22 protein-coding genes are annotated in these 24565 nt (G+C 71.7%); 7 read left to right on the top strand and 15 right to left on the bottom strand.

The window, feature by feature from the left end:
- The first annotated feature begins 124 nt into the window (after nucleotides 1–124).
- Nucleotides 125–1708 carry an alpha/beta hydrolase gene (locus IE264_RS24020; RefSeq protein WP_015607152.1) on the top strand — a complete coding sequence of 528 codons (1584 nt, stop codon included), beginning with the start codon at nucleotides 125–127 and terminating at the stop codon, nucleotides 1706–1708.
- Nucleotides 1709–1745: 37 nt separating this feature from the next.
- Here IE264_RS24020 and IE264_RS24015 read toward each other — a convergent pair whose 3' ends face one another.
- The 7 genes from IE264_RS24015 to IE264_RS23985 form a co-directional block, all read right to left on the bottom strand.
- Nucleotides 1746–2777, bottom strand: a complete 1032-nt coding sequence (locus IE264_RS24015) for an NAD-dependent epimerase/dehydratase family protein (protein WP_032755400.1) — start codon at nucleotides 2775–2777, stop codon at nucleotides 1746–1748.
- Nucleotides 2778–2862: 85 nt separating this feature from the next.
- On the bottom strand, nucleotides 2863–3579 hold the full coding sequence (locus tag IE264_RS24010) for a lysophospholipid acyltransferase family protein (protein WP_032755403.1): 717 nt from the start codon (nucleotides 3577–3579) through the stop codon (nucleotides 2863–2865).
- A gap of 188 nt (nucleotides 3580–3767) precedes the next feature.
- Nucleotides 3768–3926 (bottom strand): hypothetical protein, encoded by a 159-nt coding sequence (locus IE264_RS24005; RefSeq protein WP_015607149.1) that lies wholly within the window; start codon nucleotides 3924–3926, stop codon nucleotides 3768–3770.
- 66 nt (nucleotides 3927–3992) lie between these two features.
- On the bottom strand, nucleotides 3993–4940 hold the full coding sequence (locus tag IE264_RS24000; protein WP_015607148.1) for a cytochrome c oxidase assembly protein: 948 nt from the start codon (nucleotides 4938–4940) through the stop codon (nucleotides 3993–3995).
- A 110-nt stretch (nucleotides 4941–5050) separates the two neighbouring features.
- The gene (locus tag IE264_RS23995) at nucleotides 5051–6076 is read right to left on the bottom strand and encodes a 6-phosphofructokinase (protein WP_015607147.1); all 1026 of its coding nucleotides are present in this window, start codon (nucleotides 6074–6076) and stop codon (nucleotides 5051–5053) included.
- Nucleotides 6077–6219: 143 nt separating this feature from the next.
- Nucleotides 6220–6948 carry a type 1 glutamine amidotransferase gene (locus IE264_RS23990; RefSeq protein ID WP_015607146.1) on the bottom strand — a complete coding sequence of 243 codons (729 nt, stop codon included), beginning with the start codon at nucleotides 6946–6948 and terminating at the stop codon, nucleotides 6220–6222.
- A 34-nt stretch (nucleotides 6949–6982) separates the two neighbouring features.
- Complete coding sequence (locus IE264_RS23985; RefSeq protein ID WP_015607145.1) at nucleotides 6983–8221, bottom strand: MurT ligase domain-containing protein; 1239 nt, start codon at nucleotides 8219–8221, stop codon at nucleotides 6983–6985.
- A gap of 114 nt (nucleotides 8222–8335) precedes the next feature.
- On the opposite strand from IE264_RS23985, the gene def reads away from it, so the two are divergent.
- Entirely contained in the window at nucleotides 8336–8887 is a 552-nt protein-coding gene (gene def / locus IE264_RS23980; RefSeq protein WP_031121841.1) for a peptide deformylase, read from the top strand.
- Here def and IE264_RS23975 read toward each other — a convergent pair.
- Nucleotides 8884–9564 (bottom strand): TetR/AcrR family transcriptional regulator, encoded by a 681-nt coding sequence (locus IE264_RS23975; RefSeq protein WP_032755408.1) that lies wholly within the window; start codon nucleotides 9562–9564, stop codon nucleotides 8884–8886. The two genes, def and IE264_RS23975, sit on opposite strands and share 4 nt — an antisense overlap.
- 186 nt (nucleotides 9565–9750) lie before the next feature.
- Between IE264_RS23975 and IE264_RS23970 the strand changes: the two genes are divergently transcribed.
- Nucleotides 9751–10977: an acyl-CoA dehydrogenase family protein gene (locus IE264_RS23970; RefSeq protein ID WP_032755410.1), complete on the top strand. Its 1227-nt coding sequence runs from the start codon at nucleotides 9751–9753 to the stop codon at nucleotides 10975–10977.
- Nucleotides 10978–11033: 56 nt separating this feature from the next.
- On the opposite strand, the gene IE264_RS23965 is transcribed toward IE264_RS23970, so the two are convergent.
- The 5 genes from IE264_RS23965 to IE264_RS23945 form a co-directional block, all read right to left on the bottom strand.
- Nucleotides 11034–11522 carry a glutathione peroxidase gene (locus tag IE264_RS23965; protein WP_032755742.1) on the bottom strand — a complete coding sequence of 163 codons (489 nt, stop codon included), beginning with the start codon at nucleotides 11520–11522 and terminating at the stop codon, nucleotides 11034–11036.
- 51 nt (nucleotides 11523–11573) lie between these two features.
- Nucleotides 11574–12098 carry a GNAT family N-acetyltransferase gene (locus tag IE264_RS23960; protein WP_015607140.1) on the bottom strand — a complete coding sequence of 175 codons (525 nt, stop codon included), beginning with the start codon at nucleotides 12096–12098 and terminating at the stop codon, nucleotides 11574–11576.
- 166 nt (nucleotides 12099–12264) lie between these two features.
- A complete protein-coding gene (locus IE264_RS23955) occupies nucleotides 12265–13602 on the bottom strand; it encodes a chloride channel protein (RefSeq protein ID WP_015607139.1) in 1338 nt (445 codons plus the stop codon).
- A gap of 201 nt (nucleotides 13603–13803) precedes the next feature.
- Complete coding sequence (locus IE264_RS23950; RefSeq protein ID WP_190167690.1) at nucleotides 13804–15234, bottom strand: DUF2252 domain-containing protein; 1431 nt, start codon at nucleotides 15232–15234, stop codon at nucleotides 13804–13806.
- A gap of 23 nt (nucleotides 15235–15257) precedes the next feature.
- Nucleotides 15258–16220 (bottom strand): DUF389 domain-containing protein, encoded by a 963-nt coding sequence (locus IE264_RS23945; RefSeq protein WP_032755413.1) that lies wholly within the window; start codon nucleotides 16218–16220, stop codon nucleotides 15258–15260.
- 232 nt (nucleotides 16221–16452) lie between these two features.
- Here IE264_RS23945 and IE264_RS23940 point away from each other — a divergent pair, with 232 nt between their 5' ends.
- Nucleotides 16453–18282 carry a glycoside hydrolase family 15 protein gene (locus IE264_RS23940; RefSeq protein ID WP_032755415.1) on the top strand — a complete coding sequence of 610 codons (1830 nt, stop codon included), beginning with the start codon at nucleotides 16453–16455 and terminating at the stop codon, nucleotides 18280–18282.
- Between the two features lie 54 nt (nucleotides 18283–18336).
- Complete coding sequence (locus tag IE264_RS23935) at nucleotides 18337–18591, top strand: DUF6011 domain-containing protein (protein ID WP_015607135.1); 255 nt, start codon at nucleotides 18337–18339, stop codon at nucleotides 18589–18591.
- Between the two features lie 9 nt (nucleotides 18592–18600).
- On the opposite strand, the gene IE264_RS23930 is transcribed toward IE264_RS23935, so the two are convergent.
- Nucleotides 18601–19473: an acyl-CoA thioesterase gene (locus tag IE264_RS23930; RefSeq protein WP_015607134.1), complete on the bottom strand. Its 873-nt coding sequence runs from the start codon at nucleotides 19471–19473 to the stop codon at nucleotides 18601–18603.
- Between the two features lie 34 nt (nucleotides 19474–19507).
- Nucleotides 19508–22021: a DEAD/DEAH box helicase gene (locus IE264_RS23925; RefSeq protein ID WP_032755744.1), complete on the bottom strand. Its 2514-nt coding sequence runs from the start codon at nucleotides 22019–22021 to the stop codon at nucleotides 19508–19510.
- Between the two features lie 138 nt (nucleotides 22022–22159).
- Between IE264_RS23925 and IE264_RS23920 the strand changes: the two genes are divergently transcribed.
- Nucleotides 22160–22951: a metal-dependent hydrolase gene (locus IE264_RS23920; RefSeq protein WP_015607132.1), complete on the top strand. Its 792-nt coding sequence runs from the start codon at nucleotides 22160–22162 to the stop codon at nucleotides 22949–22951.
- Nucleotides 22952–23007: 56 nt separating this feature from the next.
- Nucleotides 23008–24543 carry an ATP-dependent DNA ligase gene (locus IE264_RS23915; protein WP_032755416.1) on the top strand — a complete coding sequence of 512 codons (1536 nt, stop codon included), beginning with the start codon at nucleotides 23008–23010 and terminating at the stop codon, nucleotides 24541–24543.
- Nucleotides 24544–24565 lie beyond the last annotated feature (22 nt).

Below are 24565 nucleotides of genomic sequence, written 5' to 3'. Positions count from 1 at the left end.
TCGGTAAAGAAACAGGTGTACGCCCTGGCCCCAGGAACCCCACAGACGAAAGGATCCCCGGAACGCTCCGATGAGACCACGCCGCCACCGGCGGCGCATCGGACGACGATGGGGGAGGTTCCACGTGGGACGCACAGCAGTGCTGGGCACGGCCGGGGCGCTGATCGCGGGCACGCTCGTCGCGGGAGCGATAACCGCGCCCGCCGCCAGCGCCGACGGCCGCCACCACGACCGGGTGGGCTCCGAGGCGCGCGGAGTCAGGATCGCCGCCGAACGCTCGGCCAGGGCCGGGATCGACTGGAAGAGCTGCCCGGAGGACTGGGGCCTGACCGCCCCCATCCAGTGCGGCTGGGTGACCGTACCGCTCGACTACGCCAAGCCCAACGGCAAGAAGATCAAGCTCGCCGTCGACCGGCACGTCAGCACCGGCACCAAGGGCGAGCGCCAGGGCGCCCTGATCTACAACCCCGGCGGACCCGGCGGTTCGGGGATGCGCTTCCCCACCCGTGTCACCGCCAAGAACCCGCTCTGGACGAAGACCGCGAAGGCGTACGACTTCGTCGGCTTCGACCCGCGCGGGGTGGGCCGCTCGGCGCCGATCTCCTGCGTCGACCCGCAGGAGTTCGTCAAGGCTCCGAAGGCGGACCCCGTTCCCGACAGCGAGGCCGACAAGCGCGCCCAGCGCAAGCTGGCCCGCGAGTACGCCGAGGGGTGCGCCGAGCGCAGCGGCTGGATGCTGCCGCACATGACCACGCCCAACACCGCACGTGACCTCGATGTCATCCGGGCCGCGCTCGGGGAGAAGAAGCTCAACTTCCTCGGCGTCTCCTACGGCACCTACCTGGGCGCCGTCTACGGCACGCTCTTCCCCACCCACGTACGGCGCATGGTCGTCGACAGCGTGGTCAACCCCTCGCGGGAGAGCATCTGGTACCGGGCCAACCTGAACCAGGACATCGCCTTCCAGATGCGCTGGGACGACTGGAAGGCCTGGGTCGCCAAGCACGACTCCGTCTACGGCATCGGCGACACCCCGCAGAAGGTCGAGAAGGAGTGGCTGAAGCTCCGCGCCGCCGCCAAGAAGAAGCCCATCGGCGGTGTCGTCGGACCCGCCGAACTCATCGGCTTCTTCCAGAGCGCCCCGTACTACGACTCCGCCTGGGCGCCCACCGCCAAGACCTGGAGCGCCTACCGGGCCGGTGACACCCAGGCGCTGATCGACGCCGCCGCCCCCGACATGAGCGACCTCGCGGGCAACGCCTCCGCCGAGAACGGCAACGCGGTCTACACCGCCGTCGAGTGCGCGGACGCCAAGTGGCCCACCAGCTGGCGCACCTGGGACCGGGACAACACCCGGCTGCACAAGAAGTACCCGTTCATGACGTGGGCCAACGCCTGGATGAACCTGCCCTGTGCCACCTGGCCCACCAAGCAGCAGACCCCGCTGAACGTGAAGACCGGCAAGGGCCTGCCGCCGGTCCTCATCGTGCAGGCCACACGGGACGCCGCCACCCCGTACGAAGGCGCCGTCGAGCTGCACAAGCGGTTCAAGGGTTCGCGGCTCATCACCGAGAAGGGCGCCGGGTCCCACGGCGTCACCGGGCTGGCCAACCCCTGCGTCAACGAGCGGGTGGACACCTACCTGCTCACCGGGAAGACCGACCGGCGCGACGTGACGTGCACCCCGCACGCCACGCCGAAGCCGTAGCAATCCTGTGAGGCGTACGGCCGGGGCCCCGCATCCTTCAGCGGCCGCCCCGGTCGTACGCCTCCAACCACGCGTCCTCCGCCGCATAGTCGAAGAGCGCCTCCCCGTAGTTGCGCGCCATCTTCGGGAACGCCTCCCGCCAGTCCCGCCCCGCCAGTTCCCCGGCGAGCCACTCCACCGTCTCCGGCAGCGACTCCACGTACCCCGTCACCGGCCGGTAGCCGAGCTCCCGCTCCGCCGCCGTCATGTCGTACACCACCGGATGGGCCCCGCTCCACGGCGTCTCGCCCACGCCCCCCTCTGGCGCCGGGCCGTCGACCAGGACCGTCTCCGTCTCCCGGCCCAGCACCTCGTCGATCGCCGCCCCGATGCCGGCGACCGTGGGCGCCTGCGGATCCGCCGCGTTGAGCACCCGCGAACCGGGGAGGCGGGCGGCCAGCCGGATCAGCTCCGCCGCGTTCGACACGTGGACCGGGTGGAAGCGGCTCTCGCCGCCGTACGCGAGCACGCGCCGCCGCCGGCCGTCGAGCAGCCGCTTCACGAAGTACAGCTCGCGCGGTGTGCGGCAGTACGGGCCGTGGACCGCGCCCGCCCGCAGCAGGGTCACCGGCAGCGCGTCGCCCACCGCCAGCAACTCACGCTCCAGCAGTACCTTGCGGGTCCCGTACGTCGCCCCGCCCGGCTCCACCGTGCGCTGGGTCTCCGGCAGCGGCACGGGGTAGCGGGGGAAGCCGTCGGGCTGTTCCTGGGTGTCGAAGCTGCGGCCCCGGTCGTCCTCGTACACCGCGCCGCTGGAGATCACGACCGCCGAGCCGACCCTCCCGGCGAGCCCTGTCAGCTGCTGTGCGTGCCGCGCGCCGAAGGCGACCATGTCGACCAGGACGTCGCAGCCCTCGCCGAGCGCCTTCTCCAGCGCGCCCTCCTCGTCCCGGTCGAGCGCCAGGGCCCGTACCCCGCCGTCCCACCGCCCGTCCCGGCCGCCGCCGCGCGAGACGGCGGTCACCTCCCAGCCGTCCCCGGCGAGCGCGCTCACTGCCGCCCGCCCGATCTGTCCCGTCGCTCCCAGCACCCACGCATGTCCCTGGCTCATACGGACGACGCTAGGGGAGCGGCCCCGGCCGGACCAGCTCGCTCTGCCGGTGGCGAATCCGCCGTCAGCGTCGCAGCTTGGGGAACTTCCTCGGCGGGGCGGCCTCCTGCTCGGCGGCCTTCACCTTCGCCGCGTACTCGTCCACGTACTCCTGGCCCGACAGTTCCAGGATCGCGTACATGATCTCGTCCGTCACGGCCCGGATAGCGGCCTTCTGGTTCTCCATGCCCGCGTAGCGTGAGAAGTCCAGCGGCTCACCGAACCGGATGGCCACCTGCTTGATCTTCGGGAGTTTCTGGCCGGGCGGCTGGATCTCGAACGTGCCGAGCATGGCGCACGGGATCACCGGCACCCCCGCGGTGATCGCCATGACCGCCACCCCGACCTTGCCCTTGTAGAGCCGGCCGTCGTGCGAGCGGGTGCCCTCCGGGTAGATCCCCAGCAGCTCGCCCTTGCTCAGCACGCCCAGGCCCTCGCGGATCGCCGCCTGGCCCGCGTCCTTGCCCGAGCGGTCCACCGGGATCTGGCCCGCGCTGTGGAAGAACGCGGCGGTGAGCCGGCCCTTGATCCCCGGGCCGGTGAAGTACTCGGCCTTCGCGAGGAAGGTGATGCGCCGCTTGAGGATGGCGGGCATGAGGAAGTGGTCGGAGAAGGAGAGATGGTTTCCCGCGACGATCGCCGCGCCTTCTTCCGGGATGTTCTCCAGACCCTCGATCCGAGGGCGGAACAGCACCCGCAGCACGGGCCCCAGCACGACATATTTCAGGATGTAATAAAACACCTTGTGGGTGCACCTCGCTCTGCCGGGCCGGCGTCAGGGCTGCGTTCTGCCAGGTCGCTGCGTACTACCAGGTCATGGTCGTGCCGGGGACGTCAGTGTAGGTCCCCGGTATCACCGTGCGACCGTAGCGAACCGGTCACCCGGCTCGTACCCGCCACCGGGCCCGTCAGGCGTGTCGGCCGGGACCGTCAGGTGTCCTGGGTGGCCAGCATGCCGAGGGTGCAGAGCCCCAGCACCACCCAGCCGAACCAGAGCCAGCCGCTGCTTCCCAGTGCCACGGTGTACGCGGTCACCGTGACCAGCGCCCCGACGGTCAGGTATCCCATGGTTTTCGTCGATCCGGACATGCGCGCACGCTCCTCGTCGGCCGCGCGGCCGTTGTCCCCATGGTCACCCCGAACGCGCCCCCCGCGCTACTGTCGCGCCTGCAATGACGCGAGATAGGCGTTGTACGCCGCCAGCTCCTTGTCGCCGTCGCGGTCGGCGGCCCGGTCCGAACGCTTGGCCGTGCGCTGCTCGGAGCGGTACCACTGGTACACCAGTGCGATCAGCACCAGCACGGACGGGATCTCGCTGAACGCCCACGCGATACCGCCCGCCCAGTTCTGGTCGGTGAGGGCGTCGATACCGAGGGAGGCGGGCGGGTTCTCGTACGTCTTGACCATCGGCGTGCTCGCCATCATCAGCGCGATCCCGAAGAACGCGTGGAACGGCATCCCGGCGAACAGCTCCAGCATCCGCATCACATAGCCGGGCCGGTGCGGGCCCGGGTCGACGCCCATGATCGGCCAGAAGAAGACCAGGCCGACGGCGAGGAAGTGCACCATCATCCCGATGTGGCCGGGCTTGGAGCTCATCAGGAAGTCGAAGACCGGCGTGAAGTACAGCGCGTAGAGGCTCGCGATGAAGAGCGGGATCGTGAACGCCGGATGCGTGACGATCTTCATGTACCGGCTGTGCAGCAGCTTCAGGAGCAGCTCGCGCGGCCCGGTCCGGCCCCGCTCGGCGGGCGGCAGCGCGCGCAGCGCCAGCGTCACCGGAGCGCCCAGCAGCAGCAGGATCGGCGACAGCATGCTGATCACCATGTGCTGCACCATGTGCACGCTGAACATGACCATGCCGTAGTCGTTGAGCTTGGTGCACATCACCAGGGCGATGCTCAGCACACCCACGGTGAAGAAGACGATCCGGTTGACCGGCCAGCCGTCCCCGCGCCGACGCAGCCGCACCACGCCGTACCCGTACAGGGCGAGTGCGAGGACGCAGCCGGTCAGGAAGAACGGGTCGGCGGAGAGCTCCAGCCCCCGTCCCAGCGTGAACGGCGGCAGATCCATGTTCATGCCGTGCCCGCTGTGATCCATCTGTTCACTCCCGATGGGGACACGTCCCCGTTTCGTGCCGGTTGTCCGGTACAGCGTAGAACTGCCCCCGGCCGCGGTTGCGGCCGGGGGCAGTTCTACGGGAGCGACGACTAGAGCACGCACTCCGCTTCGGCGTACCGCTCGGCCGGGACCGTCTTCAGCGTCTCGACGGCTTCCGCCAGCGGGACCATCACGATGTCGGTGCCGCGCAGCGCGGTCAGCATCCCGAACTCGCCCCGGTGCGCCGCCTCCACCGCGTGCCAGCCGAACCGGGTCGCCAGGACGCGGTCGTACGCGGTCGGCGTGCCACCGCGCTGGACATGGCCGAGGATGACCGGGCGGGCCTCCTTGCCGAGCCGCTGCTCCAGCTCCCCGGAGAGCTGCGTGGCCACCCCGGCGAACCGCTCGTGGCCGTAGATGTCCTTGACGCCCTGCTCGAACTGCATGGAGCCCGTACGGGGCTTGGCGCCCTCGGCGACCACCACGATGGCGAACTTCTTGCCCGCCGAGAACCGCTTGCCGACCAGCTCGGTCAGCTCGTCGATGTCGAAGGGGCGCTCGGGCACGACGATGGCGTGGGCGCCGGCCGCCATCCCGGAGTGCAGGGCGATCCAGCCGGTGTGACGCCCCATGACCTCGACGATCAGCACCCGCTGGTGGGACTCGGCGGTGGTCTTCAGCCGGTCCAGCGCCTCGGTCGCGACACCGACGGCGGTGTCGAAGCCGAAGGTGACGTCGGTGGAGGCGATGTCGTTGTCGATGGTCTTGGGGACCCCGACGATGGGCAGCCCGGCCTCCGAGAGGAGGTTGGCCGCTTTGAGGGTGCCCTCGCCGCCGATCGGGATGATGGCGTCGAGACCGAGATCGGCGACATGGCCGCGGGCCCGCTCCACGCCGTCACGCAGATGCGCGGGCTGGACCCGGGAGGAGCCGAGGATGGTGCCGCCACGGGCCAGGATGCCGCCCACCGCGTCCAGGTCGAGCTTGCGGTAGTCGCACTCCAGCAGGCCCTTCCACCCGTCGTGGAAGCCGATGACCTCGTCGCCGTGGTCCACCACCGCGCGGTGCACGACGGAACGGATGACGGCGTTGAGGCCGGGGCAGTCGCCGCCGGAGGTGAGTACGCCAATGCGCATGGCCCGAGAACCTTTGCAACGTTAAGTCGACGACCGGACCACGTCGTCCGGTTGGATCCCCGCCACCCTACCGGCGCAGGGTGGCGGGACCGAACCGTGCGTCCGCCTGCTGGACTCCGCTCAACAGAGCGGAAAACCCCTCATCAGGCGGGCTGTGTCGCCGAGGCGATCCGCTCCGCGCGCAGCGCCTCGTACCAGCGGTCGTCCGTGGGCGGCAGCGCGTTCACGTCGAGGGCCAGTTTCAGCAGGTGATCGGCGATCTGCGGGTTGCGGGCCATCACCGGGCCGTGCATGTACGTCCCGAAGACCGTGTCGTTGTACGCGCCCTCCGTGCCGTCCCCGGTGCCGTTGCCCCGGCCCAGCCGGACCCGGGCGAACGGCCGTGCCGTCGGGCCGAGATGGGTGACGCCCTGGTGGTTCTCGAACCCGGTCAGCGGCTCCAGGCCGAGGTGCGGGTCGATGTCCGCCAGTACGTCACCGACGCACCGGGCGCCCTCGCCGCGGGTGGAGACCACGTCGAGCAGACCGAGGCCCTGCTCGCGCTCACCGAGGTCGTTGATGAACTCGTGGCCCAGGATCTGGTAGCCCGCGCAGACCGAGAAGATGATCGCGCCGTTGGAGGCGGCCCGGCTCAGCCCGCCGTCGCGGCGCAGCCGCTCCGCCGCGAGGCGCTGGGGCCGGTCCTCACCGCCGCCGATCAGATAGATGTCGCCGGACGTCGGCACCGGCTGGTCGCTGCGCACGTCGACGCGCTGCACGTCCAGCCCGCGCTGCCGGGCCCGCCGCTCCACGACCAGGGCGTTGCCCTGGTCGCCGTAGGTGCTGAGCAGGTCGGGGTAGACCCAGACCAGACGCAGACCGTTGTTGCTCATGCTTCGTCCTCTCCGGAGGTGGCCGGGGCCGGGGTCAGTTGCCGACACGACGGCGCAGATCCTGGAAGGCGGTGTAGTTGGCGATGACCTCGATGCGGCCGGGCGGGGCGTACTGCACGGCCTCGTCGAGCGTCTCGCAGACCCGGAAGTCCAGACCGGCCACTTCGAGGCGGACCGCGAGGTCCAGCTTGCGGTCGCCGAGCACGAAGATCGGGTGACCGGCCAGCTGCGTGTAGTCCACGTCCCAGAGCCAGGAGGTGTCCGTGCCGTCCGCGCCGCGGGCGTTGACGGAGAGGATCACCGGCGTCGGCGGCGGGTCGATCAGCGAGAACGTCTCCAGCCAGCCGGCCGGGTTCTTCGCCAGCAGCAGGCGCAGCTCACGGTTGTGGAAGGTGACGACGTCGTACCGTCCGGCGACCGCCTGCACCTGGTACATGCGCTCCAGTGCGACCTGCGGCGGCACACCGAAGACGGCGGCGACGGCGGCCGAGCTGGTGGCGTTGGCCTTGTTCGCGCGGCCGGGCAGCTGGAGGTGGATCGGCCAGGCCGAACCGTGCGGGTCCAGGACGTAGTCGCCGTTGAGCGCCCAGCTCGGGGCGGGGCGGCGGAAGCCGCACTGCCCGCAGAACCAGTCGTCGCCGGGGCGCTGCATCACACCACCGCAGGACGGGCAGGACCAGGCGTCGTCCTTCCACGCCTGACCGGCCGCCACCCACACCACGTTGGGCGAGGAGGAGGCCGCCCAGACGACCAGCGGGTCGTCCGCGTTGGCGATGATCACGGCCTTCGAGCCGGAGAGGCCCTCGCGCCAGTGCTCGGCCATCATCCGGGTCTCGGCCGCGCGGTCCAGCTGGTCGCGGGAGAGGTTGAGCAGGGCGATCGCCTTGGGGGTGGTGTCGCGCGCGACACCGGCGAGATACTTCTCGTCGACCTCGATCACGCCGAACTTCGCGTCCGAGCCGCCGGCCAGCGCCGAGGTGATGCCCGCGGGCATGTTCGCGCCGAGCGCGTTCGACACGACGGGCCCGGCCGCCCCCAGTGCCTCGGCGATCAGCCGGGTGGTCGTCGTCTTGCCGTTCGTCGCCGACACGAGGATCACGTCCAGGTGCTGCGCCAGCCGCCCCAGCAGGTCGGGGTCGAGTTTGAGCGCCACCCGGCCGCCGATCACCGATCCGCTGCCCCGCCCCGCGGCGCGTGACACCGCCGCCGCGGCCTTGCCCGCCGTCACGGCCAGCTTGGCCCGCGGCGACAACGGCTCCGTGTTGCCTGCCATCGTCCTAGATCCTCCTTGCATCGGTCCGCGCCCAGCCTATCGATGTCCGGTGCGGCGACCGCACCGCGGCACCACGGGAACTCCCGGGCCGTGGCGGAACGTACGCTTACCGCCATGCGAAACCGCCCGATCCCCGGCAGTTCCGGACTCATCCGTGAGATGAGTCTGCTCGGCGACCCGTTGCTCCACCGTGCCTGTGAGGACGTCACGGATTTTGGCCCGTCGCTCGCGAAGCTGGTCGAGGACATGTTCGCCACGATGTATGCCGCGCAGGGTGTCGGGCTCGCCGCCAACCAGATCGGCGTCCCGCTCAAAGTGTTCGTCTACGACTGCCCGGACGACGACGACGTCCGTCATCTGGGACACGTCGTCAACCCCGAACTGGTCGAGGCGGACGGACTCACCGTACGCGGACCGGAGGGCTGTCTGTCACTTCCGGGGCTGGAATCGGGCACGGAACGCTTCGACCACGCGGTGGTCGAGGGGCTGACGATGACGGGTGAGCCGGTGCGGATCGCGGGGACGGGGTGGTTCGCCCGGTGCCTCCAGCACGAGTGCGACCACCTGGAGGGCATGGTCTACACCGACCGGCTGACCGGGCTGCGGCGGTCCCGGGCGCTGCGGGCGGCGCGGCGGGCGCCGTGGGCCCGTAAGGACGGGGTCTAGAACCCCGGGCCGCCCTTGACGTCGCGGTCGCCCGCCTCCGCCAGCCGGCCCCAGAGCAGGTCGGCGAGGCTGCGCACCAGCCGTTCGCGGGAGCAGGGGCGGTCGCCGAGCCACCAGTCGCCCGCCGCGTGCATCATGCCGACGATGCCGTGGCCCCAGATGCGCGCCGTCAGCTCGCTGTCCGGTCCCAGGTCCACCCGCTCGGCGATCACCTGGCCCAGCTCCTCGCCGAGCCGGCGCAGGAGCGGGGCGGAGTGGCGGCCGACGTCGAAGCCCTGCTCGGTGGAGAGGGCGGCCTCGGCGGAGATGGTGGAGTCCGCTCCGTCGGCGGGGTGCATCAGGAAGCGGTAGACCTGGGGGCGGGCCTCGATCGCGGCGAGATAGGTGTCGAGCGTGGCCTCGACCCGTGCGCGGCGCTCGGCGGGGGCGTCCAGGGCCGCGCGCAGGGCGCTGAGCAGGGCGTCGGTGTGGCGTTTGGCGAGCGCGCGGTAGAGGCCGCCCTTGTCGCCGAAGTGGCGGTAGAGGATGGGCTTGGTGATCCCGGCCTCGGCGGCGATCGCGTTCATCGACGCCTGCGGGCCGTCCCTGAGCACCACCCGGTCCGCTGCTTCGAGCAGTTCGCGGCGGCGGATCTCGGCCGCGGTCCGTGCTCGCTCGGCGCCGCGTGTGCTCTCCATGTCGTCTCTCCCACCCCAGGCCATGCAATTTCTTCACGTCTGCTTCTTCGCGCCTGCGCAACGTAACACCCTGCCCGGTGCCCCTGTCGATCAGCTCCGGGGCGGTTGACAGCGGCTACTGTCCGGTAACAGACTGCGGTTACCGCAAGTAACGCATGCTTTTCACGGCAGTGCATGGAGGGGAACATGGCCGAGTTCACGCTTGACCTCAACGACGACCAGAAGCAGGTCCGTGACTGGCTTCACGGCTTCGCGGCGGATGTGATCCGCCCCGCGGCCTCGGAGTGGGACGAGCGTGAGGAAACGCCCTGGCCCGTCATCCAGGAAGCGGCCAAGGTCGGCATCTACTCCCTCGACTTCTACGCCCAGCAGTTCTTCGACCCTACGGGGCTCGGCATCCCCATGGCCATGGAAGAGCTCTTCTGGGGCGACGCGGGCATCGCCCTGTCGATCGTCGGTACGGGCCTGGCGGCCGTCGGCGTCCTCGCCAACGGCACCGAGGAGCAGATCGGCACCTGGATCCCGCAGATGTACGGCGACGCGAACGACGTGAAGGTCGCCGCCTTCTGCTCCTCCGAGCCCGACGCCGGGTCCGACGTCGCCGCCATGCGGACGCGCGCCGTCTACGACGAGGCCACGGACGAGTGGGTCCTCGACGGGACCAAGACCTGGGCGACCAACGGCGGCATAGCCAACGTCCACGTGGTGGTCGCCGTCGTCGACGCCGGCCTCGGCTCCAAGGGCCACGCCTCCTTCATCGTGCCGCCGGGCACCCCCGGCCTCTCCCAGGGCCAGAAGTTCAAGAAGCACGGCATCCGGGCCTCCCACACCGCCGAGGTGGTCCTGGAGGGCGTCCGCGTCCCCGGCCACTGCCTGCTCGGCGGCAAGGAGAAGCTCGACGAGCGCCTCGCCCGCGCCCGGGAGCGCGTCAAGTCCGGCGGCGAGCGCGTCAAGAACGCGGCGATGGCCACCTTCGAGGCCTCCCGCCCGGCCGTCGGCGCCATGGCCGTGGGCACCGCCCGCGCGGCGTACGAGGTCGCCCTCGACTACGCGAAGACGCGCAGCCAGTTCGGCCGCCCGATCATCGACAACCAGGGCATCGCCTTCCAGCTCGCCGACATGCGTACCCAGATCGACGCGGCCCGGCTGCTGGTCTGGCGCGCCTCCTGGATGGCGACCACCGGGAAGCCGTTCACCTCGGCGGAGGGCTCCATGTCCAAGCTCTACGCCAGCGAGACCGCCAAGAAGGTCACCGCGCAGGCCATCCAGATCCTCGGCGGCAACGGCTTCACCCGCGAGTACCCGGTCGAGCGCATGCACCGCGACGCGGCCATCTACACCATCTTCGAGGGCACCAGCGAGATCCAGCGCCTGGTGATAGCCCGGACCCTGTCGGGCATGCCGATCCGTTAGCGGACGGACGGAAGGGGCCGCCCGGGCACACGTCCCGGACGGCCCCTTCCGCGTACTCAGCCCGGCAGCTGCGCCTCGATCGCCGCCACGACCTCCGTCGACTCCGGCTCGCTGCGCGGCCGGATCCGGGCCACCGGCTCACCGGCCGGTGAGATCACGAACTTCTCGAAGTTCCACTGGACGTCCCCGGCCTCCCCGTCCGCGTCCGCCAGCTTCGTCAGCTCCGTGTACAGCGGGTGCCGGTCCGCCCCGTTGACGTCGAGCTTCTCCAGGAGCGGGAAGGTGACGCCGTACGTCGTCGAGCAGAAGGTCTGGATCTCCTCCGCGCTGCCCGGCTCCTGCCCGGCGAACTGGTTGCAGGGCACACCGAGCACGGTGAGCCCCCGGTCCCCGTACGCCTGCTGCAGCCGCTCCAGGCCCTCGTACTGCGGGGTGAGCCCGCACTTGGACGCCACGTTCACCAGCAGGACGGCCCGGCCGCTCCAGGCGCCCAGGGTGGTCGGCTCGCCGGTGAGGGTGTGCAGCGGAATGTCGTGCAGCGTCATGAAACTCTCCCTGATCATCGCGTGCGTGGTGCTCATTGTGCCGCCCGCCGCTCATCGGGCGGCGAGCTCCTTGTAGTAGAAGGTGGTCGGCTTGAGGCTGCCCGCCGGGTCGGCCGCGTATCCCGGCACGGTGCCGACCTCCGTCCAGCCCGCCTTGCAGTAGACCTGCTCGGCCAGGCTGCCGCTCTCGGTGTCCAGGATCAGCAGCGTGATGCCCTCGACCTCGGCGTACGCCTCGACGGCCGCCAGCAGCGCCCGGCCGAGGCCCTGGCCGCGGGCGGCGGGGCGGACCATCAGCTTGGCCACCTCCGCACGGTGGCGGGCGTTCGGCAGCGGCGCCCGGACCAGGGCGATCGTGCCGGCGACCCGGCAGCCCTCCCGGGCGATCCAGACGGACAGCTGCCCGGACTCCAGGGCCGAGGCGCGCTCCCGCCACCAGACGGCGGCCTTCTCCCGGTCCAGCGGGGCCAGGAACCCCACCGAGGAACCCTCCTCGACGGTCTCCACCAGCAGCTCGGCCATCTCATCGGCGTACGTGACCAGCTCGGGGCCGCTCACGTGGACGATCTCGGTCATGGGTACGGGGTCCTTTCCAGCGCAACGGTCGGGAGGGGTACGGAGTCGGGGCAGGACGATCCGCGGGGCGCGGCGCGCCGGACGCCGACGTGATCCGGCTCCTCCGCCGTATCTCTCCTGTCCGGATGGTGTCCCTGATATGCGGGAGACGATATGCCGGAGAGGGCTACGCCGCCTCCGGCCGTGCCCGGTCCACCGGTGCGGGCGTCAGCCGCAGGGTGACCACGTACGCCACCACCACCGCCACGATCACCAGGGGCATCACGGTGAGTCCTTCCCTGCCCAGCAGGAGCGTCGCCAGAAGCACCGAGGTCATCGGCAGCCGCAGCATCGCCACGCACATGGCCCCGATGCCCATCGCGAACCCCGCGGTGAGATGCAGTCCCGGCAGGTGGGACAGCGCCACGCCGGCCACCGCGCCCACGAACATCGCTGGGAAGACGGGACCGCCCCGGAAGCAGCTCAGCGAGGCGCAGTACGCGAGCGACTTGCAGACGATGAGCAGCACCAGCGCGCCCACCGAGTACTCCGCGCTCCTCGACAGCAGATGGCCCAGCTCGTGTTCGCCCGAGTACAGCACCTCGGAACCGTCCTTGCCCGACGTCTCGGCGTACACCAGCGCCAGAGCGCCGATGACCAGCCCCATCGCCGCCGTGGCCACCACCGTCCGCCGCTCCACACGTTCCTGCAGCGCCAGCGACAGCCTGCGGATGCCCGCACCGGCGAAGGCCGCCGCGACACCGAGGACCAGCGCCCACCCGAACTCGGCGATACCGGGGTCCGCCGCCGGGGGAACCTCGCCCAGCGTCAGGGAGTACGTGCCCAGACCGGTCCAGGAGCCCAGACCGGTGAAGATCAGGGCACCGACCCCCGCGGAGAGCAGCCCGGGAACCAGGACCACGCCCAGCATCGGCCCGGCCAGCCCCGCCACCTCCATCAGCAGGAACGCGCCGAGCAGCGGTGACCCCAGCAGGGCGCTCACCGCGGCGAAGCTCCCCGACGCCCCGACCAGGGTCCGCGCCTCCGGTGCCAGGTCCCGCTTGACCCGGCCCGCCGCCCAGACGGCCAGCCCGCCGCCCAGCGCGATCAGGGGCGCCTCCGGCCCGAGCACGGCTCCCACGCCCAGCGAGGCGAGCGCCGCGAGAGCGATACCGGGCAGCTCCGCCGCAGCCGGGGCCCCGGTGGACACCAGCCCCTCCGCCGGCCGGTGCCCGCCCCCGCCCGGCAGATGACGGACGGTGACTCCGACCAGGAGGCCGGCCAGGCCGAGCAGGGGGACGGGCCACCACGACGGAGTCCCCTCGAAGCCCAGCGCCTTCGGCAGCTCCGTGTACGTCAGCGACTGGAGCTCCGAGACCAGGGCCAGGAAGCCGAACGCGATCGCGGAGACGGGCACGCCGAGCGCGGCCGCCATCACCAGCAGCCCCACGTAGCGCCGGGTGCGGACCGGCGCGTACGGGTCCGCCGGTCCGGTGACGGATGTGCCCGCGGGCTCGGCCGGCATGATCTCGACTCCTCGGCGTGACGTCCCCGCGGAACGCGCGGTCCGCGGGGAAGGGGACGCGCCCCACGGGTTCCCGCCGGGATATCACGCACCGGCCGACAGACAGCCGCCCGGCGGCCCGGGACACGCCTTCCGGCGGCGAAGGTCAGCCGCCCGGCCCCGGAGGGCCCTCCGGGAGGTCGCCGGTGCGCCACGGCCGGGTCACCCGGTCACCGCACCCTCCGCGGGCAGCCGGCCGGAGCGCACCGCGTCGACCAGCGCCCGGTGGTCGAGCTCGTTCCGGTCCGCGTAGGACTCCGCGAACGCGGCGATCGCCCGGTCGAAGGTGTCCTTGCGCCCCAGGTAGGCCGCGATGGCGATCCGGTCCCCGGACCGGGCGTGGGCGCGGGCCAGCGTGGCACCGCACACCTCGCCGAACGCGCGCATCCCCTTCGGCACCATCGACTCCGGTTCGATGATGCCCTTCCAGTCGCGCAGCTGGCGGACGTAGAAGTCCCGGCGGCGGCCGTCGATCCCGTCCACCTGCTCCCAGCCGAGGAAGATGTCGCTGGAGGCCTGCATCAGGCGCTGGCCCGCGACCACCCGCTCGCCCTGGTTCACGTACCGGCTCGCCCCGGCGTGCTCGGCCAGCACCGACGGGCCGGCCTCCTTGGCCTGGAGCAGGAGCGGGTCCCCGCCGTCCCGGCCGAGCAGCAGGATGATCCAGCACCGGGTGCCGACGCTGCCCACCCCGACCACCTTCCGGGCCACGTCGACGAAGGTGAAGTCCTCCAGCAGACTGCGCCGGTCGGACGCCAGGCTGCCGCTGTAGCTCGTGACCATCCCGCGGAACCGCCGGTGCACCGCGTCGCGCTCCACGCCGGGCATCAGATCGGTGAGCGGGACGACCATCGGCGGGTCCGGGGCGATCCTGAGCCGCCCGTCGACCACCTCGGCGAGCTTGCCGAAGGCCTGCAGGCTGTCCCGCGAACGGGCCTTGCGCAGCGCCCGGTCCAGGTTCCTGCGGCCGCGCCCGGGCAGCCGCTCCGCCGCCACCGTACGCAGCCCCTCGGCATCGGTCTTCGCGTACCAGACGTCCAGATTGCGCATCCCGGCGTACCGGGCCATCGACTCCCGGTACGACCGCACCGAGGCCCGCACGATGCCCGCCCGCTCCCGGTCCGTGAAGCCGTTCGCCCGCGCCGCGATGACCAGACTGGCCGCCAGCCGTTTGACGTCCCACTCCCAGGGGCCCGGCAGTGTCTCGTCGAAGTCGTTGATGTCGAAGACCAGATTCCGCTCCGGCGAGGCCAGCAGCCTGAAGTTCATCAGGTGGGCGTCGCCGCACAGCTGGGCCCGGATCCCCGAATCCGGCGTGCTGGCCAGGTCGGCGGCCATCACCGCGGCCGCGCCCCGGTAGAAGCGGAACGGGGACTCGGTCATCCTGCCGTAGCGGATCGGGACGAGCCCGGGAACCCGGTCCGCGGACTGCGCTTCCAGCAGGGCCAGCGGGTCGGGGCGCCCCGGCGGGGGAGTGAACCCGGCGTGGCTCGAACGGGGAGCCGTGCGGCGGGCCGCCCTGCCGAGGGCCGCCCGCTCGGCCGGTGTCGCACGCGGCGAGGCGCGCAGTGGCGCTGCTGCTTCCTGGTCCATGGGACAGCCCCTTCCGGAGTTCGTCAGGCCTCTCCGCCCGCGCGGCTGCGGTCACGCCGCAGGCCGACGCGCCGCCAGATCGCCCGCTGGGCCTTGAGCGTGGCCGCGCCCACCACGATCAGCACCAGGATGTTCACCAGCAGCTGGATGGCCGAACCCCGCACATCGCTCCAGCTGGTGAACGCGGTGGAGACCGCGATGTCCGCGGCGGCCGGGATCGTCGTCACCGAGATGAACACGCCGAGCAGGGCGCTCGTCCTGGCCTCGGTGAGGGACACGATCCCGACGATCCCGGCCAGGGTGGCGACGGCGACCGAGAAGAAGTTCGGCGTGTTGATGAGGTTGGAGACGGGGCGCAGTCCCCGGTCGAAGGCCTCCGACTGCAGCCCGAAGCCACGGATGAGGAGGGCGAAGAGGAAGGTGACCACCACGGTCAGGAGGAAGCCGGTGCCCAGGGCGGCCAGCCCGCTCCGCACCATGGCCCGGTGGCCCCGGTCGATCCCCAGCGCCACACTCACGATGGCGCCGTACTCGGGCCCGACCACCATCGCCGCCACGATCAGGATCTGCGAGTTCGTGACGATGCCGACCGAGCCGATCATCCCGGCTACGACCAGGTAGAGATAGAAGCTCGGCGGGTACCGCCCCTCGGACCTGATACGTGCCTCGACCTGCTCCCAGACCGGTGCCCGGCTCAGCGGTCCGAGCGCCCGCCGTCCCCCTTCGCTCGCCCTGCCGGAGAAGGCCATGTCGACCGGTTCGATGACGAGGGAGCCCCGCTGGTCGAGCTCGACGCCGCGCAGGCGGTGCAGCACGTCGTTGGCCGCCCCGGTCAGCACGTCGCAGGCGATGGAATCGCCGTCGGGATTGCGGGCCGCGTCCCGCTGCACGATCAGGTTGAGCACGCACGGATCGTCCGCGAGCAGGCCGACCACCTCGTCGGTCAGCCCGGGCGGGCTCACCGCGCGGATGTGGATCATGTCCATACCGCCACCTCCGCGGCTCCCGGCTCCGTGGGGCGGAGCTCCGCCCGGCCGGCGGCACGGGGGCTCATTCCAGTAACGCGGCCCCGGCCCCGTTCGGCAAACCGGGCACCTCGCCCCGTTCGGCGAACCGGGCACCCGGCCCCGGACCCGTCGGCGCGGATGCGTACCGCGCACCCGGGGCGGGAGTGCCGGATAGTGAGGGGCACGGGGGCCCGACCGGGAGGAACGGCTCATGGACCGGTATCCGCCGATCGCCGACCACGGACTCGTGGGCGACCTGCAGACGGCCGCCCTGATCTCCTCACAGGGAGTCGTCGACTGGTTCGCCGCCCCCAGATTCGACTCGCCCAGCATCTTCGCCGCCCTGCTCGACCACGAACGCGGCGGCTTCTTCCGGCTGTCGCCCGACGGCGGCACGCACACGTGCAAGCAGCTCTACTACCCCGACACCGCGGTCGTCGTCACCCGGTTCATGGCCCCCGACGGCGTCGGCGAGGTCCTCGACTGGATGACCCCGGTACGCTCCGGCGGGCCGACCGACCGGCACACGCTGGTACGCACCGTGCGCTCGGTGCGCGGCACCGTGCGCTTCGGCCTGGAGTGCCGGCCCCGGTTCGACTACGGCCGGGCCGCCCACGAGCTGGCACTGGGCCCGACGGGGCACGGAGCGGTCTTCCGGGCACCGGGCATCACGGCCCACCTCCAGACGGCCTTCCCCCTGACCCGCGACGGCCAGGACGCCGTCGGCGGCGTCACCCTGAACGCCGGGGAGACCGCGGGGGCCGTCCTCACGCTCTGCGGCCCCGACGGCCCCGAGCCGCCGCGCCCCACCGTCGAGGGGATCACCGAACAGCTCTGGGACGTCGTCGACTTCTGGCAGGGGTGGGTACGCGGCTCCCGTTACCACGGCCGCTGGCTCGACATGGTCAACCGCTCCGCGATCACCTTGAAGCTCCTCACCTACGAGCCCAGCGGCGCGCCCGTCGCCGCGGCCACCATGGGCCTGCCCGAACAGCTGGGCGGCGAACGCAACTGGGACTACCGGTACACCTGGGTGCGGGACGGCTCCCTGTCCGTACGGGCCCTGCTGGACCTCGGCTTCGTCGACGAGGCGACCGCCTTCACCCACTGGCTCGGCGACCGGCTCCGGGACCGGCAGGACGGCGGCGGCGAGGCCCTGCGGATCATGTACCGGGTCGACGGCCGGCCCCTGGACGCGGAAGAGGTCCTCGGGCACCTGGAGGGGTACCGGGGCTCCCACCCGGTGCGGCTCGGCAACGCCGCCGCCGACCAGCTCCAGCTCGACATCTACGGCGAAGCGCTCTACGCGCTGTCCGAGGGCCGCGAGGTCGGTATCCAGGCGGGCTACCAGGGATGGAAGATCCTCTCCCGCACCCTGGACTGGCTCGCGGACTCCTGGGACCGCCCCGACGAGGGCATCTGGGAGACCCGCGGCGGGCGCAAGGACTTCACCTACAGCCGGGTCATGTGCTGGGCCGCCTTCGACCGGGGGCTCAAGCTCGCCGGACAGTTCAGCAGGCCCGCCGACACGGCCCGGTGGACCCGGGCGCGGGACGCCGTACTGGAACAGGTGGTGGAGCGCGGCTGGAGCGAGACCCGGCAGGCCTACGTCCAGCACTACGAGAACGACGTGCTCGACGCGTCCCTGCTGCTGATGCCGAGGGTGGGATTCCTCGCTCCGCGCGATCCCGGCTGGCTGTCCACCCTCGACGCCATGGACCGCACCCTCGTCTCGGACAGCCTCGTCTACCGCTACGACCCTGCCGCCTCCCCGGACGGGCTGCGCGGCTCGGAGGGCACCTTCAGCCTCTGCACCTTCCTGTACGTCGACGCGCTCGTCCGGGCCGGGCGGCTGCGGCAGGCGCGCTACACCTTCGAGAAGATGCTCACGTACGCCAACCACGTCGGCCTGTTCGCCGAGGAGATCGGCCCCAGTGGCGAACAACTGGGCAACTTTCCCCAGGCGTTCACCCATCTCTCGCTCATCATGGCGGCCCGCACCCTGGACGAGGCACTCGACCGGGAGCACGACCGCCGCTGAGGCGGTCGGCCGCCCCCTCGGGCAGCCACGGAGCCGTACTGGGAGGATCGGGGCGTGGATACTCCCGATGCCTTCCCCGAACCGCTGCCCGGGGCCGACGGAGCCGGCGCACAGGGCCCGGCGGCCGACGACGGGACGCCCCCGGGGCGCCGCCTGATCCGCTGCCGCCTCTGCGGCCGCCCCCTCACCGGCGCCGACTCCCGCCGCACCGGCCTGGGGCCCTCCTGCGACGCCAAGCTGCACCCCGCGCCGCCGGACATCCGCACCCGCCGCCACGAGGTCGAGCAGGACCCGCTGCCCGGCACCTGAGCCGGTCCCCTACTTCTCCAGCCGCCGGAACAGCCCCTCCTGCACCACCGACACCAGCAGCTGCCCCGAACGGTCGTAGATCCGGCCGCGCGCCAGACCGCGCCCGCCCGTCGCGATCGGCGACTCCTGGTCGTACAGGAACCACTCGTCCGCCCGGAACGGCCGGTGGAACCACATGGCGTGGTCCAGGGACGCCATGTCGAAGCCGCGCGGACCCCACAGCGGCTCCACCGGGATGCGCACCGCGTCCAGCAACGTCATGTCGCTCGCGTACGTCAGCGCGCAGGTGTGCACCAGCGGGTCGTCGCCCAACGGGCCCACCGCGCGCATCCACACCGCGCTGCGCGGATCGGCGTCCTTGATCTCCTCCTGCGTCCAGCGCAGCCGGTCCGCGTACCGGATGTCGAAGGGCTGGCGCCGGGCCATCCGCTCCAGCGCCTCCGGCAGTACGCCCAGGTGCTCGCGCACCTCGTCCGCGACCGTCGGCAGCTCCTCCGGGTCCGGGACGATCCGGGCCGGCGGTAGCTGGTGCTCGAAGCCCGCCTCCTCGGGGCGGTGGAAGGACGCCGTCAGGTTGAAGATCGTCCGGCCCTCCTGGACGGCGGTCACCCGGCGGGTGGTGAAGGACCGCCCGTCCCGCACCCGCTCCACCTGGTAGACGATCGGCACCCCGGGACGCCCCGGCCGCAGGAAGTAGGCGTGCAGCGAGTGCACCGGCCGCTCCCCGTCGGTGGTGCGGCCCGCCGCCACCAGCGCCTGGCCCGCGACCTGCCCGCCGAAGACCCGTTGCAGGGACTCCTCAGGGCTGCGGCCGCGGAAGATGTTGACCTCGATCCGCTCCAGGTCGAGAAGGTCGACCAGGCGCTCGGCCGGATTCGTCATGCCGTACCTCTCCGCTCACGCCTCAGGGGGTCCCTCACAGCTGGCCGACCTCGGTGACCCGGACGACCGCCCGGCCCTCCTCGTCGGACGCCGCCAGGTCCACCTCGGCCTTGATGCCCCAGTCGTGGTCGCCCGCCGGGTCGGCGAACGCCTGCCAGACCCGCCACAGACCGTGCGCCGGGTCCTCCTCGATCTTCAGCAGCTTCGGGCCGCGCGCGTCCGGGCCGGTGCCGAGATCCTCGTGCGCGTCCCAGTACCCGTCCATCGCCTCGCCCCACGCGTCCTCGTCCCACCCGGAGTCGCCGTCCAGCTCGCCCAGGTCACGCACCCGGTCCAGCGCCGCCAGCTCCACCCGCCGGAACATCGCGTTGCGCACCAGCACCCGGAAGGCGCGGGTGTTGGCCGTGACCGGCTTGACCTCGTCCGCCCGCTCCTGGGCCTGCTCGGCGGTCTCCACCTCGGGGTTGGCCAGCTGCTCCCACTCGTCCAGCAGACTGGAGTCGACCTGGCGGACCATCTCGCCGAGCCAGGAGATCAGGTCCTGTAGGTCCTCGGACTTCAGGTCGTCCGGGATCGTGTGCTCCAGCGCCTTGTACGCGCTCGCCAGATACCGCAGCACGATGCCCTCGGTCCGGGCCAGCTCGTAGTGCGAGGTGAACTCCGTGAAGGTCATGGCCCGTTCGAACATGTCCCGGATCACCGACTTCGGCGACACCGGATGGTCGTTCACCCACGGGTGGCTCGTGCGGTACACGTCGTAGGCGTGCCACAGCAGCTCGCTCAGCGGCTTGGGGTACGTGACCTCCTGGAGCCGCTCCATCCGCTCCTCGTACTCGACCCCGTCGGCCTTCATCTGGCCCACGGCCTCACCGCGCGCCTTGTTCTGCTGGGCGGCCAGGATCTGCCGGGGATCGTCCAGCGTCGACTCGACGACCGAGACCATGTCCAGCGCGTACGACGGGGATTCGGCGTCCAGCAGGTCGAACGCGGCCAGCGCGAACGTGGACAGCGGCTGGTTCAGCGCGAAGTCCTGCTGGAGGTCGACCGTCAGCCGCACGATCCGCCCCTCGGCGTCCGGCGTCCGAAGCTGCTCCACCACCCCGCCGTCCAGCAGCGAGCGGTAGATGGCGATGGCCCGCCGGATGTGCCGCAGCTGCGCCCGGCGCGGCTCGTGGTTGTCCTCCAGCAGATGCCGCATCGCCTCGAACGCGTTGCCCGGACGGGCGATGACCGCGAGCAGCATGGTGTGCGTGACCCGGAAGCGCGAGTTCAGCGGCTCGGGCTCGGAGGTGATCAGCTTGTCGAAGGTGGTCTCCGACCAGGCGACGAACCCCTCGGGGGCCTTCTTACGGACCACCTTGCGCTTCTTCTTCGGGTCGTCGCCCGCCTTCTTGACGGCCTTCTCGTTCTCGATGACGTGCTCCGGGGCCTGCGCCACGACGAAGCCGGCCGTGTCGAACCCGGCCCGCCCGGCGCGCCCCGCGATCTGGTGGAACTCCCGCGCGCGCAGGGTCCGCACCCGGGTCCCGTCGTACTTGGTGAGCGCCGTGAACAGCACCGTACGGATGGGTACGTTGACGCCGACGCCGAGCGTGTCCGTACCGCAGATCACCTTCAGCAGACCGGCCTGGGCCAGCTTCTCCACCAGCCGGCGGTACTTGGGCAGCATCCCCGCGTGGTGCACCCCGATGCCGTGGCGCACGTACCGGGAGAGGTTCTGGCCGAACTTGGTGGTGAAGCGGAAGCCGCCGATCATGTCGGCGATCCTCTCCTTCTCCTCCTTCGTGCACATGTTGATGCTCATCAGCGACTGCGCCCGCTCGACGGCCGCCGCCTGCGTGAAGTGCACGATGTAGACGGGCGACTGCCGGGTGTCCAGCAGCTCCGTCAGCGTCTCGGTGATCGGCGTGAAGCGGTACTCGTAGCTCAGCGGCACCGGGCGGGTCGCCGAGCGCACCACGGAGGTGGGGCGGCCGGTGCGCCGGGTCAGGTCCTTCTCGAACATCGAGACGTCGCCGAGCGTCGCCGACATCAGGACGAACTGGGCCTGTGGCAGCTCCAGCAGCGGGATCTGCCAGGCCCAGCCCCGGTCCGGCTCGGCGTAGAAGTGGAACTCGTCCATCACGACCTGGCCGATGTCGGCGTACTTCCCGTCGCGCAGCGCGATGGAGGCCAGCACCTCGGCCGTACAGCAGATCACCGGGGCATCCGCGTTGACCGAGGCGTCACCGGTGAGCATGCCGACGTTCTCGGTACCGAAGAGCTTGCACAGGTCGAAGAACTTCTCCGAGACCAGCGCCTTGATCGGCGCGGTGTAGAAGGTGACCTTGTCCTGGGCCAGCGCGGTGAAGTGCGCGGCCGCCGCCACCAGGCTCTTCCCGGAGCCGGTCGGGGTGGAAAGGATCACGTTCGCCCCGGAGACCACCTCGATCAGCGCCTCCTCCTGAGCCGGGTAAAGGGTGATGCCCTGGGTCTCGGTCCATGACGAGAAGGCCTCGAAGAGGGCGTCCGGGTCGGGGGTCTTAGGCAGCTGGTCGATGAGGGTCACACCCCCCATCTTGCCTGTCTTCCGCCCGGATGAGGGAACCGGCGGACGGCACGAAGATCACGGGCGATACGCTGCGCTCTCAACCAGCCCGCGCCGCACCGGCGATGGGCGCACCACGCTCTGGGGGCGGAACAGACCATGATGGGACCGGCACACTCTCTGTCAGGGGCAGCGGCCTGGCTGGGGGTGGGCGCCGCGGCGGCCGCCACAGGCCACACGATGCCCTGGCCCGTCCTGGTCGTCGGGGCGCTGATCTGCGCGGGAGCCGCGCTCGCCCCCGACCTCGACCACAAGTCCGCCACCATCTCGCGCGCCTTCGGCCCGCTCTCCAAGGGGCTCTGCGAGATAGCCGACAAGCTCTCGTACGCCGTCTACAAGGCGACCAAGAGCAAGGCCGACCCCCGCCGCACCGGCGGCCACCGCACCCTCACCCACACCTGGTTCTTCGCCGTCCTGATGGGCGCCGGCTGCTCCTTCGCCGCGATCACGGGCGGGCGCTGGGCGGTCCTCGCGATCCTCTTCGTCCACCTGGTGCTCGCCGTCGAGGGCCTGCTCTGGCGGGCCGCCCGGGTCTCCAGCGACGTCCTCGTCTGGCTCCTCGGCGCCACCAGCGCCTGGATCCTCGCGGGCGTCCTGGACCAGCCAGGCAACGGCGCGGGCTGGCTCTTCGAGGCCCCCGGCCAGGAGTACATGTGGCTCGGCCTGCCCATCGTGCTCGGCGCCCTGGTCCACGACATCGGGGACGCGCTGACCGTCTCGGGGTGCCCGATCCTGTGGCCCCTCCCGATCGCCGGCAAGCGCTGGTACCCGCTCGGCCCTCCGAAGTTCATGCGGTTCCGGGCCGGCAGCTGGGTGGAGATCAAGGTGCTGATGCCCGCGTTCATGGTGCTCGGGGGAGTGGGCGGGGCCGCCGCGCTCAACTACATATGACGGACGCGCCGGCTTCCCGACGCGCCCGCCGCCCCGGCCCGTAGCACCATGGCCGCATGCTGCTCGCCGAGCTCGCCCAGGTCTCCCTGGAGGTCGCCGCCACCTCCGCCCGGTCCAAGAAGGTGGCGCTCCTCGCCGCACTCTTCCGGGACGCCGGACCCGACGACGTCCCCGTCGTCATCCCGTACCTCGCCGGACGGCTGCCCCAGGGCCGCATCGGTGTCGGCTGGCGGAGCCTCGGGGATCCCGTGGAGCCCGCCTCCGAGCCCACGCTCACCGTCACCGGCGTCGACGCCGAGCTGACCGCGCTGGCGGCGGTCAGCGGCAGCGGCTCCCAGGCCCTGCGCCGCGAACGGCTGCGCGCCCTGTTCGCCGCCGCCACCGCCGACGAGCAGCACTTCCTGCGGGCCCTGCTCACCGGGGAGGTCCGCCAGGGCGCCCTGGACGCCGTCGCCGCCGACGCGCTGGCCCGGGCCGCCGAGGCCCCGCCCGCCGACGTCCGCCGGGCCGTGATGCTCGCCGGATCGCTCCAGGAAGTGGCCCGGACCCTCCTCGCGGAAGGACCCGGCGCGCTCGCCGCCTTCCGCCTCACCGTCGGACGGCCGGTCCAGCCGATGCTGGCCCACACCGCCGCCTCGGTCACCGAGGCCGTCGACAAGCTGGGCCCCTGCGCCGTCGAGGAGAAGCTCGACGGCATCCGGGTCCAGGTGCACCGGGACGGCGACCGGGTCCGCGCCTTCACCCGGACCCTCGACGACATCACCGACCGGCTGCCCGAACTGGTCACCGCCGTGGCCGCACTGGAGACCGGGCGCTTCATCCTGGACGGCGAGGTGATCGCGCTGGGCGACGACGGCAGGCCGCGCCCGTTCCAGGAGACCGCCGCCCGGGTGGGCTCGCGGCGTGACGTGGCCGCCGCGGCCGCCGGCGTACCGATCGTCCCCGTCTTCTTCGACGCCCTCTCGGCCGACGGCGAGGACCTGCTCGACCTCCCCTACACCGAGCGCCACACCGCCCTGGCCCGGCTGGTCCCCGAGCACCTGCGGGTCCGGCGCGCCCTGGTCCCCGAAGCGGGGGACGCCGACGCCCGCCGGGCCGCCGAGGCGTTCCTCGCCGAGACCCTGGAACGCGGTCACGAGGGGGTGGTGGTCAAGGACCTGGCCGCCGCCTACAGCGCGGGCCGCCGGGGCGCCTCCTGGCTCAAGGTCAAGCCGGTGCACACCCTGGACCTGGTGGTGCTGGCCGCCGAATGGGGGAGCGGCCGGCGCACCGGCAAGCTCTCCAACCTCCACCTCGGCGCGCGCCGCCCCGACGGTACGTTCGCGATGCTCGGCAAGACCTTCAAAGGGCTCACCGACGCACTGCTGGAGTGGCAGACGGAGAAGCTGCGGGAGCTGGCGACCGGCGAGGACGGACACGTCGTGACCGTGCGCCCGGAACTCGTCGTGGAGATCGCCTACGACGGACTCCAGCGCTCCACCCGCTACCCGGCGGGCGTCACCCTCCGCTTCGCCCGCGTCCTGCGCTACCGCGATGACAAGACCGCACAGGAGGCGGACACGGTGGAGACGGTCCTCTCGCGACAGCGCTGAGCGCGCCCCCTGACGGAAGGGG

Origin of the sequence: Streptomyces microflavus, assembly GCF_014650075.1 — a bacterium.
Taxonomy (GTDB): Bacteria; Actinomycetota; Actinomycetes; order Streptomycetales; family Streptomycetaceae; genus Streptomyces; species Streptomyces microflavus.
The sequence above is the reverse complement of the archived record's forward strand: the minus strand, read 5'-3'. Positions and strand labels throughout refer to the sequence as shown.